Source organism: Salinisphaera sp. SWV1 (assembly GCF_052044155.1).
Classification (GTDB): Bacteria; Pseudomonadota; Gammaproteobacteria; order Nevskiales; family Salinisphaeraceae; genus Salinisphaera.
In genome coordinates this window covers 1-15290 of record NZ_JBQDYE010000028.1, presented here as the reverse complement: position 1 = coordinate 15290, position 15290 = coordinate 1, and the positions used below count along the sequence as shown (strand labels likewise).

Below are 15290 nucleotides of genomic sequence, written 5' to 3'. Positions count from 1 at the left end.
TCAAGAATGGCGGCTTGCGGCCGTCTATAGATCGGGATTGTTGATAACACGACGGCCATAGAGCGTCTGCGGCGCCCCTGCCATACAGGCAAACATCCAGGGAATGTTCAACAGATGAGCATGTCGATACGCCTCGCCCGTGCGTTCAATACAGTTTGAGCAATCGTGTTCAGTGCAACCGCACACGCGGCAACGCCGAATGTCGTTTTTCATTGTCATCGTCCAAGTCTCGGTAAAGACTCAACCCGCTGTCCACACTGTGGCCAGCGGGTTTCGATCGCCTGGATCGATCGCGCTCAATCGTCATAGGCGACGGCCTCGGCAGCGTCCTCACTCGTGCTGTCTGCGGTATCCGTCGCATTGGGCGATCGACGCTCGCGCCGCGTCACGGATTCGACACGCGACAGATCCAGCGTGATGTCGTCGGCCGTGAGTTCCAGGCGCGAAAACTTCTCGCCGTCCTTCTCCCAGCTGTTCTGCACCAAGGTACCCTCGGCCTTGATGCGGAATCCCTTATCGAGCACACGCGCTGCGTGTTCGGCTGCGGCGCCCCAGCGCGATACGTTCAGCCAGAACCCGCCCTTATCCTTGAAGCCGCCGTCACCGTCCGGAATTGGACGATCGCAGTACATGCGCATCTCGGCGACCTGGCGGTTCTCCCCGTTGACGGTGACGGTTTTCAATTCGGGAGCGGCCGCAAGATTGCCGCGTGCGGTGAATGAGTTCGACATCAGTTGGCTCCGTTAATCAAGCGTGCGTGTCGCTAGGACAAGGTCAGCCTCGACCGGCGCATGGCGCCGTACAACAATGAATCCCACGGTTTTGCCGTGTCATTTAGATTGGTGAGCGCTGGCGTGGACGGGTTCGTGCAATCGTCCGGTTGAGATCGAGACAGCCGGGTTTGTCCGCGTGCATCACCCAGATATGGCAGCGCAACGCCTGATTCATGAGTTTCGATTGATCCGCGAGACAATCCGCAAGCTCGTTCAGGGACGCGAAGCGACCGTCGCGAATCGCGGTCTCGAGGTCGATGGCTTCGTACATGCGACCTGTGAGCTCGGCTCGATCCCACTCATCCGGCACATTCAATCGAGACATGGATTCTCCCTTCCTCGTCGCGCGAAGCCGCCGCCGTGATATGGGGGGGCCACACTGTGGCCACCCTCGTAACATCCGTTGACGATCGACTCAGATCGCTCACCGAAACAAAACATTCCGTCGCTGACGACGTCGGCGGTTATCCGCGATCGTTATGGTTGTCAGGCGCGCCGGCCGCAAGGCCGTCACGTTCGATGACCTTGATCTGCTCGAGTCCATCGAGCCAGCCCTGGATTCGGTAGTGCTCATAGGTGGCGATCGACAACCGCATATTGAGATAAATGCGGCGGCGCTCGTAGTTAAGCCAGTGCCCGCGGGCAGACTCCGGGACTCGAGCAAGCAATGCCAGACCTTGCTTACCCGTCAAACTGATCGCCGTCGTGCTTTTATTGCCCCATCGACGCGCGCTCGACCGGCGCCAGCGATAGAACGTGAGGCTTCGATCGTTGTATCGAACGATTTTGGCAGGAGCCGTCGGAAACTGTTTGCCGAATGATTCACACAACCGAGCACCCTCGGCTTCGCCGTCACGTATGACCTGTTCCAGGGCGGCGAGACGCTGGCGCGCCTCCCTTACCCTTAAAGGGCCCTTTAAAGGGGCTACGTCAAATCGGTCGGCCACGGCTTCGTCAGATCCGGCGTAACCCACCGCGTTCTTACGACTCATCATCGTCGCCGTGCTCGTCGGTCGTGGCATCTGTGTCAGTCACCTCATCCGTTGTCGCGTCATCGTAGCTGGCCACACTGTGGCCAGCCGTGTTGTGCGAGGGCTGCACGCCCTCGATTGCCGGGGCGTGCTCGGGTCGCAGATCACCGTCCAGGACGGCTTGTGGCAGTTCGCCCATAGCTTGTCGGGCGCGTTCGGCGCGCCGCGTACCCTGGCGCATATCCTCGCGCTTGACCGCGGTCGCCCGGTAGCCTTGGGCTGTGGCAAAGGCCCGCCGGATCGCGCGGCCGGCTTCGCCGAGCATCCGTTCGGATTCATCCCGGTTCATAAGCCCGACATGGCGCGCCGTCAGAGCGGCCAGCACGAGTTCGTCCATATCAGAGAGCAGCCAGGCGCCCATGTAGCCGTAGGGATTGGAAAAGGTCAGCTCGATGTTGGCAGGTTCGAGCGAATGCGCCAGGCCCACTTTCATTGCCGGGCTCCGTGCCATGTTGGCTTCGATGGTCTGTTTCAAGGTCGCGATTTCATCTTTTGATTCCGTCAACGCTTGCTCGACCTTGAGCAGATACCAGTCGGCATACGGATCGTCTCGGGCCGCACCCGCCCAGATCGTGCGCACCATGGCACCGTAGCGATACAGGCCGATGATGGGCGGCTTGCCGTCCACGGCCCGGCGACCCTGCACCAAGCGCTGCGCCTGGCGTGTCTGGATGGTCATCTCGACAAAGTTGCGCAGCCGGCCCGGCACAATGGCCGGTGTGCTCGCGCTTGCGGTGCTCGCGTCGGTCATGGTCGTTGCTCCTGGCTCATCGACAGCGCGGAAGCCGTCGTCGATCGCGGATTTGCGGCAACGGTATAGGGCACAAGAGCGTGGCGTGCCAGAAAATACTGGGGCACGGCGTCGAGATTTCGTCAAATCTGGAAATTGTGTGTGCAGCGCCGCAGGGCAGCCTCCATCTGATGACACTGTAATCAGTCCCGAAGGGCGTTCACCTTTCGATTACACTGTAATCGGCTTCGGGCGCCGGCCCGCTCCGGAAACACGGTTTCCAGCGTCGTTCTTACCATCAGGTCGACGAATCGCGTACACCGTCGAGCTGCGCTCGTATCGCGCGATACCGTTGTTTGAGGGCATCGCGTTCCTGGCAGCGGCACTCACGCTGGGTTTCGAGATCAGGCCGACTCTCGGTTGGGGCGAAGGGAATGAGGTGCTGTTCCAGGCCATCGATTTCGCTCTGCACCGCCTGTAAACGTTGCCGCAGCGCATCCAACTCAGCAGCGGGCCCGTCGGGTTCCGGCTTGGGTGCGCCCTGTCGCCGGTCCGGCTTGCGCTCCGGGGCGCCGACCGGCTGGAAGTGGCCCGACCGGACGCGCTGGCACAGTGTCACGGCGTAACCCACAGGACTGCGCAACGGGTTGTCTGGATCCTGGAGCTTTCGGGCGATCACATCCAACACTTGCTGTTGCTGGTCGCCCGACAAGGCCTGCGAGGCAAAATTGCGTTCGATCAACGCACGTTCATTCGACGGCAGGGCATCGGGCCAGTGAAGTGCGGGGCCGGCTTCGGCTGTCGCCTCGGATGATGACCGGCTGCCCACACTGTGGCCAGACGAACCGTGGGCCGATACTGCCTCGCGCGCGGAGATGTCTGTAGTAGTAGTTTTATTATTACTACTACTACTACTGTAGCCGTGGGTAAATTTCGCCGTCTGTGGATAACTTATATTATTGTCTTTTTTATCAGCAGCTTGTCTTCCGTTGGTAAAATCCACCCATGGCCGCGAATCACCATGGGTAAATTCTACCCATGGCTCACCGTGGGTAAATCTCTCTTGCTGCGAATCATATTCGTCGCCGAAATTGCTGGCCATAGGGTGGACAGACTCGGTCGGATCGTCTGGCTTTGTGATGCGGCCGCCGTCACTGAGGAGTAGATCGAAGAACGTGCCGCCCCCGTTCTGCACGGCCGTGGCGGCATCGAGTCGTCGACTGATCGGATCCGGTGGTTCCAGCGGGTCTCGCCCGTCGGCCAGTGTTTGATCGATACTCGCCAGCGCGGCCTTGGCCGCGCGCTTGATATAGCGATCGGAGTGATTCTTCGCGCTGTCGAGCAGTGGCAAGTAGGACGTATCGAGGCGGCTGGCCTCGGCCAGCGAACAGGGTTCGCTGTGAATGGCATTGATGCTGCCGCAGAAACGACCTTGGTTGTCACGCACATGGGTATACCGGCTGATCCAGCGACAAACCCGGAGCAGGGTGCGATCGCGGTTGACTGTCTTGCGTGAATGGCCGAGCACTTGGGCCGTCTGATCCAGCGAGGGCATCGCAATCGCGCCGCGCGGTTGGCAGCTGGACTCTTGCATGAGATATAGAAAATGTACCTTGGCACTGTCGCTTAGAAACGGATCCCGGACCAGAATGGCGGGATAGCTCTGGTGCCAGGCGCCCAGGAAAAGCAGCCCCTCGGCCTCATGATCGAGTGGCGGGCTCGCATGCGCCAGATCGTCCGCAGCGTGCTTGAGATACGTGCTTAGCGTGTCATGGCGGCTTGGGGGTTGGCTAGGCCTCACAAGGTTCGCTCTATCTCGTTCGTGCCGCGGATGAAGCGCCAGAGCGTGCGTAAATCCACGTCAGTGTCTTTCGATAGCGCCAGCCATTCACCGGCGGACAGGGCCGTACGGCCCTCACCTTGACGCTGCCAAGCCTGCCACATGATATCCATGGTCTCGGTGTCGGGTTCCGGTGGGCGGCCGGCGCCGCGACGTCGACGCCACCGCCGGCGCATCGTGGTGTATTGGCTCTCGGTCATGCCGAACAACTGCCGCATCATATCGACCGGGGCATCCCGCCGGACCATCTCGGTTTTCAGCTGCGCAATCGCGCGTTCTTGTTTCATCTCGCTCAGGATCAGCCAGAATCGCTCGCGATCGAGGCGGATATTCAGGACGTGCCCGTTCATGCGCCGGGCCAATGACAGGAAGTCGGGAAACGCCAGTCCCTGCAACGCGCTGATTTCCTGCTCGCCGAAGTTCAGATCACGTAGAACGGCCCAGTCGCCGTCTTCGAGGCAGGCGGCCGCATAAATCAAGGTTGCGAGCGTAAGCTCATACTCCTTCGTCGGCATGATGCAACGGCCCCCAAGGCGTGTTGTTCGTCTGTCGGTAGATCTCCCGATAAGCTTCAACCAATTGAATCCAGTCGTGCCAGCGTGGGTCGGGCCAGCTTTGATAGAGCATCGGTCCCATGTCGTTGGGTTCCAGCGCGGGGACGTCCGCGAACAGTCCGCGATCGGCCTGTTCCCACTGCCACCGCGAGAAGGCCTGTTGGCTATCCCGCGCCTGGCGTACGGCGTCGCCGATGCGTCGCGACTGCCAGGCCTCGGGGAGATACGCATAGGCGTGGCCATGGCGCGCGAACTGTTCGGCCAGCGTGGCGAGATGCCACCAGACACACATGGCACTACGCCCGATTTCCGGATGCCAGGATTGTTGTACGTTGACTGGAACGGGGCCGACGAGAAACCCCAGGCCGGCGTGGATCGGAACCACGATGTCGCCGAGCCGCGAGCCCTGGGCAATGCGGTTGGACAGGGTCCAACATCGGCTACGCAGCGACTTCAGATCGTTCGGCGGCGACGGCTTCGTGTCGGTTTGTCCTGGATCAGGTGCCGTCGACGGGTCGTGATCGTCGCCGCACCCATACGCGTTGGGCCGACCGGTGTCCGAGGCCCCGGTTTCGCCCGGTACAGACGCGCCCCCGTGATCGCCGGGTGGCGTGGATTTCGCCCGCGGTGCGCTTCTCGATTCATTCTCATCGGTCGTCGTATCGGTTGCGGGGGGCGCTGTCGGTGGCTGGGGTGATGCCTTGATTGGCGATGCGGAGGCTTGGGTACCCGGGTCTGTATCGGCGTCGAAATCTGAAGGTCCGCCCAATGCCGCGCCCAGTTCAAGACTGGCCCGCTGCATGTCACAGTCGGCGGACACCGACAGTTCTTCCTCGAGATCACGGCGCAGGGCGTCAACATCGAGGATGTCACCGTCGTGTCGTTGCAGGGTCTGGGCGAACAGGTGATTGGCGTCGTCCGCGGCGCCGAGATCCATTGCGGCCCAGGCTTTGCCGAAGGCGCGCTGCAGTGCGTGGATCTTTGCGATCGTGGTCCGGCCTATGCCGGACTGGAGCACGTTCGGGATCACGGGATAGAGTGTGTCGATCGTATAGTCGTACCAGTGAATCATCGTCTGGCTGACTTGGTAGCCGCGCTCTTTGAGTTGGTTCTTGAGTTCGCGCTGGGACAGGGACTGGCCGATATCGCTTTCAATAAGCGTGCGCAGTTCCTGAATTGCGATCGCTCGATCGATGAACGTTAGATCGCTGCGCAGATCGTTTTCACGAATATGCGCGAGTAGGGCGCGGGTATCGCCCGCCCAAGGATAGTATTGGCACCAAATCTGCTTGAAACGTTCGTCGCCGGTTTCTTGCCACAGCGCTTTGACCGCATTCAGGCGTGTATTGCCGCCCGCGCCAATCATGTAGACGTCCGGTTGATCGGTGTCCGATCGTTGTGTGATGGATAGCACCTGATCGAGGCCGTTCGCCCGAATGGAGGCCTTGATCTGAGCGTAGGCCGTATTGGTCATCCGCCGTGGGTTGCGGTCATACGGCACGATCTGATCGACGTCGACCCGCATCGGGATGGCAACCTGCGACGGAGGACGGGCCGCATCTGCCACGTCGTGTTCGGACGGTGGCTGCGACGGGGTATTCTCTTGACCGTCCGTAAGGCTTTTGCGGCTCATCGGATTGCTCCCAGTGGCCCGCGGCCCGAGGATCGCGCTTCGAGACGCCGGTTCGCGAACTCACCGCATCCGAGACGACCGCCAGCACGCTGGCGCTGCGCCGGACTCGCTATGAAAATCGGATACCCAGCATGGAGCGAGGCTGGGAAGATCGTCAGTTATCAAATCGCATCGACTGCTGTCCGGTTTCTCTGACTTAGGTCGACGCGTTGAATTTATGCGAGTCGCATAATGGGTGAATCGCCCCGGGATTACCCGCTCCAACGCTTGAGATGCTGGCGCTATGAAACCGAGCAACCGGTATGCCCCTGAAGTCCGCCAGCGCGGGGTTGCCCTGGTATTTTGATTACCATCAAGACGCAAGTGTGGTAAATTGTGGTCAAAGTGCGAGCAGTGGTGCTTGCGCGGTTCTGTGGCATAGCAAGGAGGCATGTCATGGCCACACAGAGTGTCCGGCTCTCGGAGTCCACGATCAGCGATGCCCGTAAGGAAGCAGGCATCATGTCACGAACGCTGCAGGCTCAAATCGAGCATTGGCTGCGGCTGGGTCAAGCGATTGAGCAGGCCCCGACCTTTGATGACAAAAAGATCAAATCGGCGCTGCGCGGCGAGATATCGCCCGACGAGCTGGGTTCTTACGAGCGCGCGGTTTATGACGTTGAGCACGAGGTGCTCATGGAAAACGCCAGCGATACGGAAGTCGAGTTCTTCAGGCAATTGGGCAAGCGTCAACGCGAAGCGGGTTTCGCTAAGGGCGATCTCGGGACCTAATCGTTGGAGCCAAGGCCCACGATGTACGTGCTTGCCGGCCCGAATGGGGCCGGCAAGTCGACCTTATACGACATCCGGATCAGGCCACACACCTACGCGCCGTTCATCAATGCTGATGAGATTCTCAAACAGCGGCAGATTGAGGGAGAAGAACTGGATGCCTACCGTGCGGCCGAAATAGCCGCAGAAATGCGGGCTGGGCATTTGGCTGCTGGCGCCTCCTTCGTGACAGAGACTGTCTTTTCTCATCCAAGCAAGCTGGATTTGGTTCACGCGGCGAAAGAGGCGGGATTCCGGGTCGTACTCTTTCACGTCAATGTGGAAAGCGCCGACCTATCGGTGGCGCGTGTTCGATGGCGCGTATCGCAAGGCGGTCATGACGTGCCCGAAGACAAGATCCGTGCGCGGTATGAGCGGAGCGCCCAGTACATTCGGGAGGCCATCGGCTTGGCAGACCTCGCGCAGATCTATGATAGCTCCAAAGAAGCCGCCCCGCCGCGATGGGTGTTAACGTTCCGGCACGGCCAGTTACACAGCGCGAGCGACGCGGTGCCCGCGTGGGCACGCGCGCTGTACGGGATAGGACGAACGCACGTAAGGGCTTGATGAGACTGAGGACCGGGTTATAAGGTTGGCAATCGAGAGCAGACGGCGCCGCATACCTTTGTGGCCGGGAGACAGGCTTGCTCGCGTCGACTACACAAGCCCTTGATCGACCCAACTGCGGATCGTCGCCCAGATCACGGACATGGGTAGATCGAGCGATTCGGCCAGCTCCATCGCCAACCCGAGCATCGCTTTGTCGTCGTTGAGTGCGATGTCGCGTTGCCTCAAGGCCGGGCGCCACTGCTGCCAGAGGGTGACGTCTTGTTCTTCGGTCAACACCGGATGGCGGCCGCGGCGCTTCGGCAGGCCCAGGATGTCCCGGCGTAGCGCGATTTCCTGATGGGTCAAACCGAAATACCGAGTGATCATCTCTGTACTCGCACCGACGCGTAGCATGCGATCGATCATCGCGATTTCCGCTTCGATGTCATCGGCCTGACGCAGCAGGCGTTGCAGGACCTCACGATTGACCTGAACCGTACACCACGACACGCGGGCGTTGGCGAGTAGGCTCACCATTTCGGGGTGTTTGAGCGCGTCCAAGTCTGAATCGCCGAAGCCCATGCTCTTGCAGCGCCGTAACTGCCCATTGCGCAAATCGTGTAGCGCTTGAGCGATGACGGCCTGGTTGAGGGGATGCGGTCCCGACATCGCACGCGTCCGGTTCAACGCCCAGTGGCCGGTTCGGCGTGGGGCGGCCGATCGCTATCCAGTGCCTTTAAGCGGCGGGCGAGTCTCACCAACCGAAATAGTTTGCATAGGCTCTCGTCGCTCAGGCGCGTTGTCGGCACTGCGTCGCCCAGTGGGTTGCCCAGCAACAGGGCGCCGATGGTATGGGTCAGCGGCAGAGCATCGGGTGCGGACCCGCCGTGGTCGAGTCGATAGCCCGTACTCAATGCGTAGAGTAGACTCAGTATCGCCCAAGCGAATCCAGGGCACGCGTCGGTATCCGTCGCGCCCCTTGGGGCACGACAACGAAAGCCGATGCCGTCGTTCACGGATTCGATGGTATCGGCTGTGCCGGCTTCCGTAGCGATATCTTGGGCCAGCTGTGCAATACGGCGACGCAGGCGATCCGGTGTCTCCAGATCTGGGTCGATGGACCAGACATCGGCGGCGGGAGTGGGCTTGTCGGCTTGCACATAAGCCGAGCGTAAGGCCGTGGTTTCGACGAGGGGGCATGCACCGCCCATCGTGTCGTTCGTCCGGGCCGGTCCCGATCGTAGCGGCTCCTGCTCCGGTGTCGGCGAGACAATGGGGGTATGCGGGTCCGAATTTTGTTGTGCGCCGGCTTTTCTCGGTATCGATAACGTCGGCTGTGACGTGGTGGCCGGTTTGTCCGCCGGAGCGGTGTCGGTCGCAGTCGACGGCTGTGCAGCGGGCTTGCTTTGTGACTCGTCCACCCGTGCACTGGGCGCTTGGGACGGCCTCGTGCCAGCTTTGAAATGCGGGCCGATGTCCGCGGGAGCCTGGCGTAATATTCGATGTCGGCGTTCGGTCTGGTCCAACGCCAAAGCCAGCACGTCGTAATCGGCATCGAGTCGTTCGGCCATTTGCCCGATCAGCTCATCCTGGACGGCTTCGATCGAAAACGCCTCCGGCGCACTGTCGAATGCGCCCAATACTTCTTGGAACAGATCAGGGAAGGCGGCGGCCGGGTGTGGATCGGTCGCATATGTCTCCCAGAGTCGTTCGCCGGCCTTGCGTAGGGTGGCCAGCCGCTCGACCTGGGGCCGTCCGAGCCCGGCGTAAAGCACCGTCGGAATCGCGGGCAGCAGATAGCGCACGGCATCCTGCAGGCGACTGAGATGGGATTGTGAAATAGGATAGCCGTCGGCCGTCAGGCGCCGGGCGAGCGCCGACTGCGACAGCGATTGCCCGGTTTCCTGCTCGTAAAGCGTCCGCGCCTTTTCGATGCCCAGCGCGCGTTCGATGAGGGTGAGCCCGCCGTGTAACTCGTTTTCGGCGAGATGGCCGGTCAACGCGACGATTTCACCGCGCGCCGTCCACGGCCGGAACAGGCAGGGAATCCGGAAAAAGCGTTCGTCTTCGGTCTCGGCCCACAACTCGCGCAAAATCGCCAGGCGCGTATTGCCCCCGTTGCGAATCATGTAGGCGGTGTCGTTCGGGCGTCGGGTGATCGGGGGTGGCGCATCGAGTCCACGCTCGCGGATCGAGGACTTGATGGCATCGTATCGGGGATTACGGGTCACGCGCGGATTCAGATCATAGGGCCGCAATTGATCGAGCGTGACGGTCATCGGCGTGTCGGCGATCGGATCACTCAACCTATCGGCGGTCGGGCGAGGCCGCGTAAACCCTTCGGCTTGTAGCTTGCGCGCCATATTATCCGGCGTCAGTTCAGCCATGAATGCCTCCGTCGGGTCCGCCGTCTGTGATCGATCGTCCCGCCAATAGCCGGCGCTGCGGCCTGAACGTTTCAGTCTGATAACTGGCTGGATCGTCAATGGAGGTTGAGCCGGTGCTGATAGTTGGCAGACCCGGTTTCATGAACCGCAGCTGGCCGCCCGGCATGTGTTGCACCGCCCAGCCCTCACGGAATGCGTGATCGATCAGGGGCCGAAACCGGGCGAGCCGGCGGTTTGGATCAGAAGCGCTCGTCATGGGATGCCCTCCGGTGCGCTCGGCCGGTGACCGTGGCGAATCGGTCCTGCCAGTGCGGAAACAATTCGCCGGCCAAGGCCCGGACGGTCTCCAGCGCCGCGGGCGCAACCCGCCCGGACGGTCGGCGGTGTTCCACGCGATGGACCGGCAGATTGCGCGTCGCAGCCCGCGGATAGGCCTCGATGGCCGGAATGACGGTTTCCAGTATCGAGATGCCGTTTTCTTCGTGAAAGAGCTGTCGCAAAGCTTGCTGGATCGTCCGCGCGTTCGCCGAGACGGGTGGAATGCGATTGATCAGCAGATTCAATGGCGGCAAGACGATGCCCAGGTGTCGATACGATGCGATGTCTTCGAGCAGCCGCAAGGTGCCGCGGTGGAGCTCACGTGCGGCCAGGATCTCGGGGGTGACCGGCGACAGGACGACATCGGCGGCGAGCACCGCCGTTTCCAGGAGCACGCTGCGTGTCCCTTGGGTGTCGACAAGTAACAGGTCATAGTGGGGCCGGAAGACGGGCAGTAGATGGCGTAGCCGTAGTCGTCCATCCGGCGCATGCAACAACAGGGTATTCAATTGCCCTTGGTCATCATTGGAGAGCACGACATCCAGGCCATCGATCGTGGTATGGCTAATCAGACGGGTAGTGTCCTGCTCGTTGAAGGCCAGCAATTCATAGACACCACCGGTCGCGCGCTCGGTAAGCTCGAAGTAACTGGACAGCGTCGGCTGCACGTCGGCGTCCAGCAACAGCACGCGTAGGCCCGCATCGGCCGCGAAGCCCGCCAGGTTCGCCGCCGTAGTCGTTTTGCCGACCCCACCTTTGGTCGAAATGATGGACATCACCTGCATGGCACCACGCCTCGAAACGCTCGGATTGGGCCGCGTCAAACGCGCGCTTTGAGCCGTTCGGCGATCCACTCATCGATTTCGCGCGAGTCCCAGCCGACGGCCCGTACGCCCAGGCGCATGGGCTTTGGGAATTGGCCTTGTTTGATCAGGTTGTAGATATGGGCGCGCTTGAAGCCTGTTTTAGCTTCGACTTCGGCGCGGCGCAGGATGCGGCGCTCAGTAGGGATGGAAGCGGTTGTGTCGGACATGACGGTCACTCCTGGGTGCTCCTTGACGTTATTCGGACGTGACCTCCATTCAATAGATCTCAGCAGCAAAAGAAACCGTCAATGGGGTATCAGCGACCCCAGATAGGGACTGGACAAGTCAATTGCCTTGCATGTGCTGCTTCGCTTTGGCGAATTTGTTCTCCAGTGTGCTCTGGGATATGCCGAGTCGGTCGCCGTGATGCGCGATCATGGCGCTGATGACGGCGTCCTGGGTGTTGAAGCTCGAGTACGGGTGGCCGGACGGTGAATGCCCAAGCAATAAAGTCAAAAGACCGGCGACAATATTGAGATAGGTTGATTCGCTGCGGCGGCTCGGTTGTTGTGCTCGTTGGGTCCGCTGCACGTCTGCTTCATGCTTTTGGTGAAGCGTTTCAAGATCTGACTGGAGCTGCTTCGACGCCTCGGTTTGATGGGCCAGGCGGATCTTCAAGGCCTCATGGTCAGCGAGCAACGCTTGAACAGCCTCCGCGCTGATCGCCGTATGCAGACGGCGTTCCACACCACTGAAGAGAAAAGCGGGTTTCTCGCCGGGATAGAAGTCGGCCATCCAGGCTTTCAGATCTACGTGGCGGACGGTCAGGTCGGGTGAATCGATCAGCGTCGGATCGTGGCACGTGATGCCATTTTTCCCATAAACCAGATCGCCGTTGACGAGGGCGTCGACGATCCGTTCGGTGTTCAAGTGAAGAGCTGGCCATTCGGGAAACGCGTTGGGCTCGAGAAGCGGTCGCGTGCCGACGACTTCGAGAATCCGTTGCTCGTGTGCTAACAGTCCGCTCCATCGGATGCCGGCCTCGATCGGACGGTAGAACACCTTTTGGCCCGTTGTCTCCCAGGATCTCGTGGGCATGTGAATCTCCCTCGTTTTCGTGTTTGCGTCTCTCCGTTGGGTTTGTGTGGACTGCTTTTGGCGTTGAACTGCTGTGTGCTAAAAAAGCGCAAAACATATGCATAATTGTCAACGACGCCATTCATCATGGGTGACATGAGTGTCTTGGCTCACGAACAGTTCAGAAACGCTGACCACATAAGACCGTTCGGCTATGGCTGGAAGTGAGAATTTTGCAGTCTCGATATAAGTGACAGTCCGGGTGAAGACCAGTGAAATACGGCTTGATGCCTGACTAATATCAGGATGGCTGTCAGTCCAGACCGGTCATGGATGCACGATGATTGCTGTCATATGCAAGTAATAGATAAAATAAGATTTATGTCTGAATGTTGTCAGTCTGGTCTTACAGCAGACGAAAAAAGAAATAGGTAGCCGATACTGGTTAGGCGAGCAGGCGTGCTTATCCATCAGTGCCTACTAAGACGCAGCACAGTCCAGATAAGGGGAGATATCGGCCTGTAGTCAGCTCGGGTGAGCCGGCAAGAGTGCGATCAACGATTCACTGCTCGTCGTGCGACGGCAATCGATTGTTCGGATCTATAATTCGAGATGGCGGAACGGGTTATACTTAGTAGCGACAAGAGCCGCAGTCCGGTGACGGGCAACGTCAAATACGTTCTTGATTAATTCGGAAAGTCAGCTGGCTCATGATATGACCCAGCGGGTTTGAATAATAAGGCCTTAACAGACACGGGGAGAGTCTTGATGGCGATGAATCGCGTTCAATTTCAATCGGCATGTTGATCGGCCGATAAATCCACGTATTCGTTGACGGTTGTCGGGAAAGAGGATGCGCCGCGCCTTATGGATATCCAGGACATAGCTCACCCGATCGAGCTGATCTCGACTCGGATGCGGGCATTCTCACGAATCTGGCGTCGCCAGCGCTGGATGCTTGTACCGAAACTCCGCCCGTGATCGTGTCGCGGTCGCTGATCTTCAGTATCTGGGCGAACCCTGGTTCGTGAAGCGCGTATCACAGCCTGAGGATGGAGGCTGCGAGCCGGCGGTTACTCACGTTCGATTATCTTGAGCAATGCGGCACGCCGTTTGGACATTGGCCCGAAGTCCTTGGTGATTTTATCGACCGAATCGCCGCGTTCCAGGGCATCCAGGATGTCTGCCCAATCCTGCATGATCATACGCCTGGAACTTACGTACTTCGTGTGGTCGTAGGATGCGCGCGACGTATCTTTCTTTTTCTGGTGTGCAAGCTGCAGATCTACACGATTCTCAGGGTAGCCTAGCAAGCCAAGGATTGTTGTAGCGGTCGAACGAAAACCGTGTGTGGAGAATTGGCCGCCATAACCGAGCCGCTCTAGCACGCGGTTCAGTGTGGTGGCCGACATAGGTTCTTTGGGACGACGGTTGTTTGGGAAAAGTAGTTGTCCTGCCCCCGTCAACGTTTCCAGCTCTCGCAACAAAGCGACAGCCTGCTTCGATAGAAATACCAGGTGAGGCCGGCGCATCTTCATGTTCTTGGCGGGCACTTCCCATATCGCGCTATCGAGGTCGAACTGATCCCACGTGGCTCTACGGATCTCGACCGTGCGAACAAAAGTAAGCGCAACCAGCCGCAAGGCAATTTCCGTTGTCCGAAAGCCTGACCAACCATTAAGCTTGTTGAGGAAGACAGGCACCTCGGCCCACTTTAGCGGCGGGTTATGACGAACTGGCGGCCGCTTCACTAGTCCCTTCAGTAGCGATGTCGGATCGTATTCGCAGATACCGTTTGCGGCTGCATATCTAAATATTTGCCCGACCCATTGCCGAATCAAGATAGCCACGCTTTGGGCCCCGCGCGCTTCCACGACCTTGATGACCGGACGCAGATGTGATGCCTTGATCGAAGTGATCGGAAGCCTGCCGATCTTTGGGAACACGTCTTTCGTCAGATAGTTCTCAACCTGCTTAGCGTAGTAGTCACTCCAGTCCGAGTTCGCGCGCATCCAATCGCGTGCGATGACTTCGAACGTCTGCTCGTTGCTGTCGACCTGGGCAGCAATCTGGGATTTCTTCTCAAGGATGGGATCGAGTCCCTTCTTCACCAGGCCGCGGGCCCAATCACGTTCAGTCCGCGCGGCTTCGAGCGTGACCTTCGGAAAAATACCGATGGAGTAAGTCTGCGCCACGCCACCTAGCCGATAGCGAAACCACCAGAGCTTGCTGCCGTTAGGCTGGACGCGCAGGAAGAGAGAGCCGCCATCCCGCAGCAGGTATGCCTTTGGCTGAGGCTGGGCGGCTTCAATCTTGCGGACAGAGAGGAGGTTCTGAGCCATGTGTATAACGCCTCTTTAAGAAGTCATTATACACGACATTATACACAATGACGCTGGATCAGCTTGACGCTCAATGGACGGCTGTGGATATTGATATAATATAAATCAATAACTTAGTTACAAATCATGGAACTCACTGGCCTTTGGAAGACGCCAATCGTAGTTGTCGAGCATCAGGATCATGACGAGCGCTCCCCCTTGTGGCCAACACGGCGCCGCGTCCCCAGCCCCTGCTCGGCCAGGGCCGCGGCCTTCATGACGGCGCGGGCCTTGTTCATCGTCTCTTCCCACTCCGTGGTGGGCTGCGAGTCGGCGACGATGCCGCCGCCGGCCTGGACATGGATCTCGCCGTTCTTGATCACCGCGGTGCGGATCGCGATCGCCAGATCCATGCTGCCGTTGCCGGCCAGATAGCCCACCGCGCCGCCGTAGACGCCGCG

The 15290-nt window shown here is 59.7% G+C and carries 16 protein-coding genes; 2 read left to right on the top strand and 14 right to left on the bottom strand.

Features of this window, described 5'->3' with window-relative positions; translation table 11 throughout:
- Positions 1-296: 296 nt before the first annotated feature.
- The 7 genes from ACS8YF_RS13555 to ACS8YF_RS13525 all read right to left on the bottom strand — a co-directional run bounded on the left by ACS8YF_RS13555 (position 297) and on the right by ACS8YF_RS13525 (position 6561).
- The gene (locus ACS8YF_RS13555; protein ID WP_051883542.1) at positions 297-731 is read right to left on the bottom strand and encodes a single-stranded DNA-binding protein; all 435 of its coding nucleotides are present in this window, start codon (positions 729-731) and stop codon (positions 297-299) included.
- A 103-nt stretch (positions 732-834) separates the two neighbouring features.
- Positions 835-1098 carry a hypothetical protein gene (locus tag ACS8YF_RS13550; protein WP_156962544.1) on the bottom strand — a complete coding sequence of 88 codons (264 nt, stop codon included), beginning with the start codon at positions 1096-1098 and terminating at the stop codon, positions 835-837.
- A gap of 139 nt (positions 1099-1237) precedes the next feature.
- Entirely contained in the window at positions 1238-1765 is a 528-nt protein-coding gene (locus ACS8YF_RS13545) for a hypothetical protein (RefSeq protein ID WP_111747112.1), read from the bottom strand.
- Positions 1755-2555 (bottom strand): PFL_4669 family integrating conjugative element protein, encoded by an 801-nt coding sequence (locus ACS8YF_RS13540; RefSeq protein ID WP_051883543.1) that lies wholly within the window; start codon positions 2553-2555, stop codon positions 1755-1757. The genes ACS8YF_RS13545 and ACS8YF_RS13540 overlap by 11 nt, the downstream gene beginning before the upstream one ends.
- Before the next feature lie 277 nt (positions 2556-2832).
- Positions 2833-4335: a hypothetical protein gene (locus tag ACS8YF_RS13535; protein WP_440850723.1), complete on the bottom strand. Its 1503-nt coding sequence runs from the start codon at positions 4333-4335 to the stop codon at positions 2833-2835.
- On the bottom strand, positions 4332-4889 hold the full coding sequence (locus ACS8YF_RS13530; RefSeq protein WP_051883544.1) for an STY4526/YPO1902 family pathogenicity island replication protein: 558 nt from the start codon (positions 4887-4889) through the stop codon (positions 4332-4334). Before ACS8YF_RS13530 ends, ACS8YF_RS13535 begins: the two co-directional genes overlap by 4 nt.
- Positions 4870-6561: a ParB family protein gene (locus ACS8YF_RS13525; RefSeq protein ID WP_084189001.1), complete on the bottom strand. Its 1692-nt coding sequence runs from the start codon at positions 6559-6561 to the stop codon at positions 4870-4872. Before ACS8YF_RS13525 ends, ACS8YF_RS13530 begins: the two co-directional genes overlap by 20 nt.
- Positions 6562-6996: 435 nt before the next feature.
- On the opposite strand from ACS8YF_RS13525, the gene ACS8YF_RS13520 reads away from it, so the two are divergent.
- Together ACS8YF_RS13520 and ACS8YF_RS13515 are read left to right on the top strand one after the other, a co-directional pair.
- Entirely contained in the window at positions 6997-7332 is a 336-nt protein-coding gene (locus ACS8YF_RS13520) for a TA system antitoxin ParD family protein (protein WP_051883793.1), read from the top strand.
- 21 nt (positions 7333-7353) lie between these two features.
- On the top strand, positions 7354-7938 hold the full coding sequence (locus ACS8YF_RS13515; RefSeq protein WP_037341929.1) for an AAA family ATPase: 585 nt from the start codon (positions 7354-7356) through the stop codon (positions 7936-7938).
- A 90-nt stretch (positions 7939-8028) separates the two neighbouring features.
- Here the strand turns inward: ACS8YF_RS13515 and ACS8YF_RS13510 are convergent, their stop codons facing one another.
- The 7 genes from ACS8YF_RS13510 to ACS8YF_RS13480 all read right to left on the bottom strand — a co-directional run.
- A complete protein-coding gene (locus ACS8YF_RS13510; RefSeq protein WP_037341931.1) occupies positions 8029-8589 on the bottom strand; it encodes a DUF2857 domain-containing protein in 561 nt (186 codons plus the stop codon).
- Positions 8590-8603: 14 nt separating this feature from the next.
- On the bottom strand, positions 8604-10307 hold the full coding sequence (locus ACS8YF_RS13505; RefSeq protein ID WP_037341933.1) for a ParB family protein: 1704 nt from the start codon (positions 10305-10307) through the stop codon (positions 8604-8606).
- 239 nt (positions 10308-10546) lie between these two features.
- Positions 10547-11410 (bottom strand): ParA family protein, encoded by an 864-nt coding sequence (locus ACS8YF_RS13500; RefSeq protein ID WP_037341935.1) that lies wholly within the window; start codon positions 11408-11410, stop codon positions 10547-10549.
- A 35-nt stretch (positions 11411-11445) separates the two neighbouring features.
- Positions 11446-11658 carry an AlpA family transcriptional regulator gene (locus tag ACS8YF_RS13495; protein ID WP_111747083.1) on the bottom strand — a complete coding sequence of 71 codons (213 nt, stop codon included), beginning with the start codon at positions 11656-11658 and terminating at the stop codon, positions 11446-11448.
- 118 nt (positions 11659-11776) lie between these two features.
- Positions 11777-12529 carry a hypothetical protein gene (locus ACS8YF_RS13490; RefSeq protein WP_037335745.1) on the bottom strand — a complete coding sequence of 251 codons (753 nt, stop codon included), beginning with the start codon at positions 12527-12529 and terminating at the stop codon, positions 11777-11779.
- A gap of 1052 nt (positions 12530-13581) precedes the next feature.
- On the bottom strand, positions 13582-14850 hold the full coding sequence (locus ACS8YF_RS13485) for a tyrosine-type recombinase/integrase (protein WP_037335744.1): 1269 nt from the start codon (positions 14848-14850) through the stop codon (positions 13582-13584).
- 179 nt (positions 14851-15029) lie between these two features.
- Positions 15030-15290: chorismate-binding protein (locus ACS8YF_RS13480; protein WP_440850722.1), on the bottom strand; the 261-nt coding region annotated here is incomplete at its 5' end.

Excerpts from the sequence above, each read along its gene's own strand:
- ACS8YF_RS13555 (WP_051883542.1), bottom strand. The coding sequence starts at position 731 with ATGTCGAACTCATTCACCGCACGCGGCAATCTTGCGGCCGCTCCCGAA.
- ACS8YF_RS13550 (WP_156962544.1), bottom strand. The coding sequence starts at position 1,098 with ATGTCTCGATTGAATGTGCCGGATGAGTGGGATCGAGCCGAGCTCACA.
- ACS8YF_RS13545 (WP_111747112.1), bottom strand. The coding sequence starts at position 1,765 with ATGAGTCGTAAGAACGCGGTGGGTTACGCCGGATCTGACGAAGCCGTG.
- ACS8YF_RS13540 (WP_051883543.1), bottom strand. The coding sequence starts at position 2,555 with ATGACCGACGCGAGCACCGCAAGCGCGAGCACACCGGCCATTGTGCCG.
- ACS8YF_RS13530 (WP_051883544.1), bottom strand. The coding sequence starts at position 4,889 with ATGCCGACGAAGGAGTATGAGCTTACGCTCGCAACCTTGATTTATGCG.
- ACS8YF_RS13525 (WP_084189001.1), bottom strand. The coding sequence starts at position 6,561 with ATGAGCCGCAAAAGCCTTACGGACGGTCAAGAGAATACCCCGTCGCAG.
- ACS8YF_RS13520 (WP_051883793.1), top strand. The coding sequence starts at position 6,997 with ATGGCCACACAGAGTGTCCGGCTCTCGGAGTCCACGATCAGCGATGCC.
- ACS8YF_RS13515 (WP_037341929.1), top strand. The coding sequence starts at position 7,354 with ATGTACGTGCTTGCCGGCCCGAATGGGGCCGGCAAGTCGACCTTATAC.
- ACS8YF_RS13510 (WP_037341931.1), bottom strand. The coding sequence starts at position 8,589 with ATGTCGGGACCGCATCCCCTCAACCAGGCCGTCATCGCTCAAGCGCTA.
- ACS8YF_RS13505 (WP_037341933.1), bottom strand. The coding sequence starts at position 10,307 with ATGGCTGAACTGACGCCGGATAATATGGCGCGCAAGCTACAAGCCGAA.
- ACS8YF_RS13500 (WP_037341935.1), bottom strand. The coding sequence starts at position 11,410 with ATGCAGGTGATGTCCATCATTTCGACCAAAGGTGGGGTCGGCAAAACG.
- ACS8YF_RS13495 (WP_111747083.1), bottom strand. The coding sequence starts at position 11,658 with ATGTCCGACACAACCGCTTCCATCCCTACTGAGCGCCGCATCCTGCGC.
- ACS8YF_RS13490 (WP_037335745.1), bottom strand. The coding sequence starts at position 12,529 with ATGCCCACGAGATCCTGGGAGACAACGGGCCAAAAGGTGTTCTACCGT.
- ACS8YF_RS13485 (WP_037335744.1), bottom strand. The coding sequence starts at position 14,850 with ATGGCTCAGAACCTCCTCTCTGTCCGCAAGATTGAAGCCGCCCAGCCT.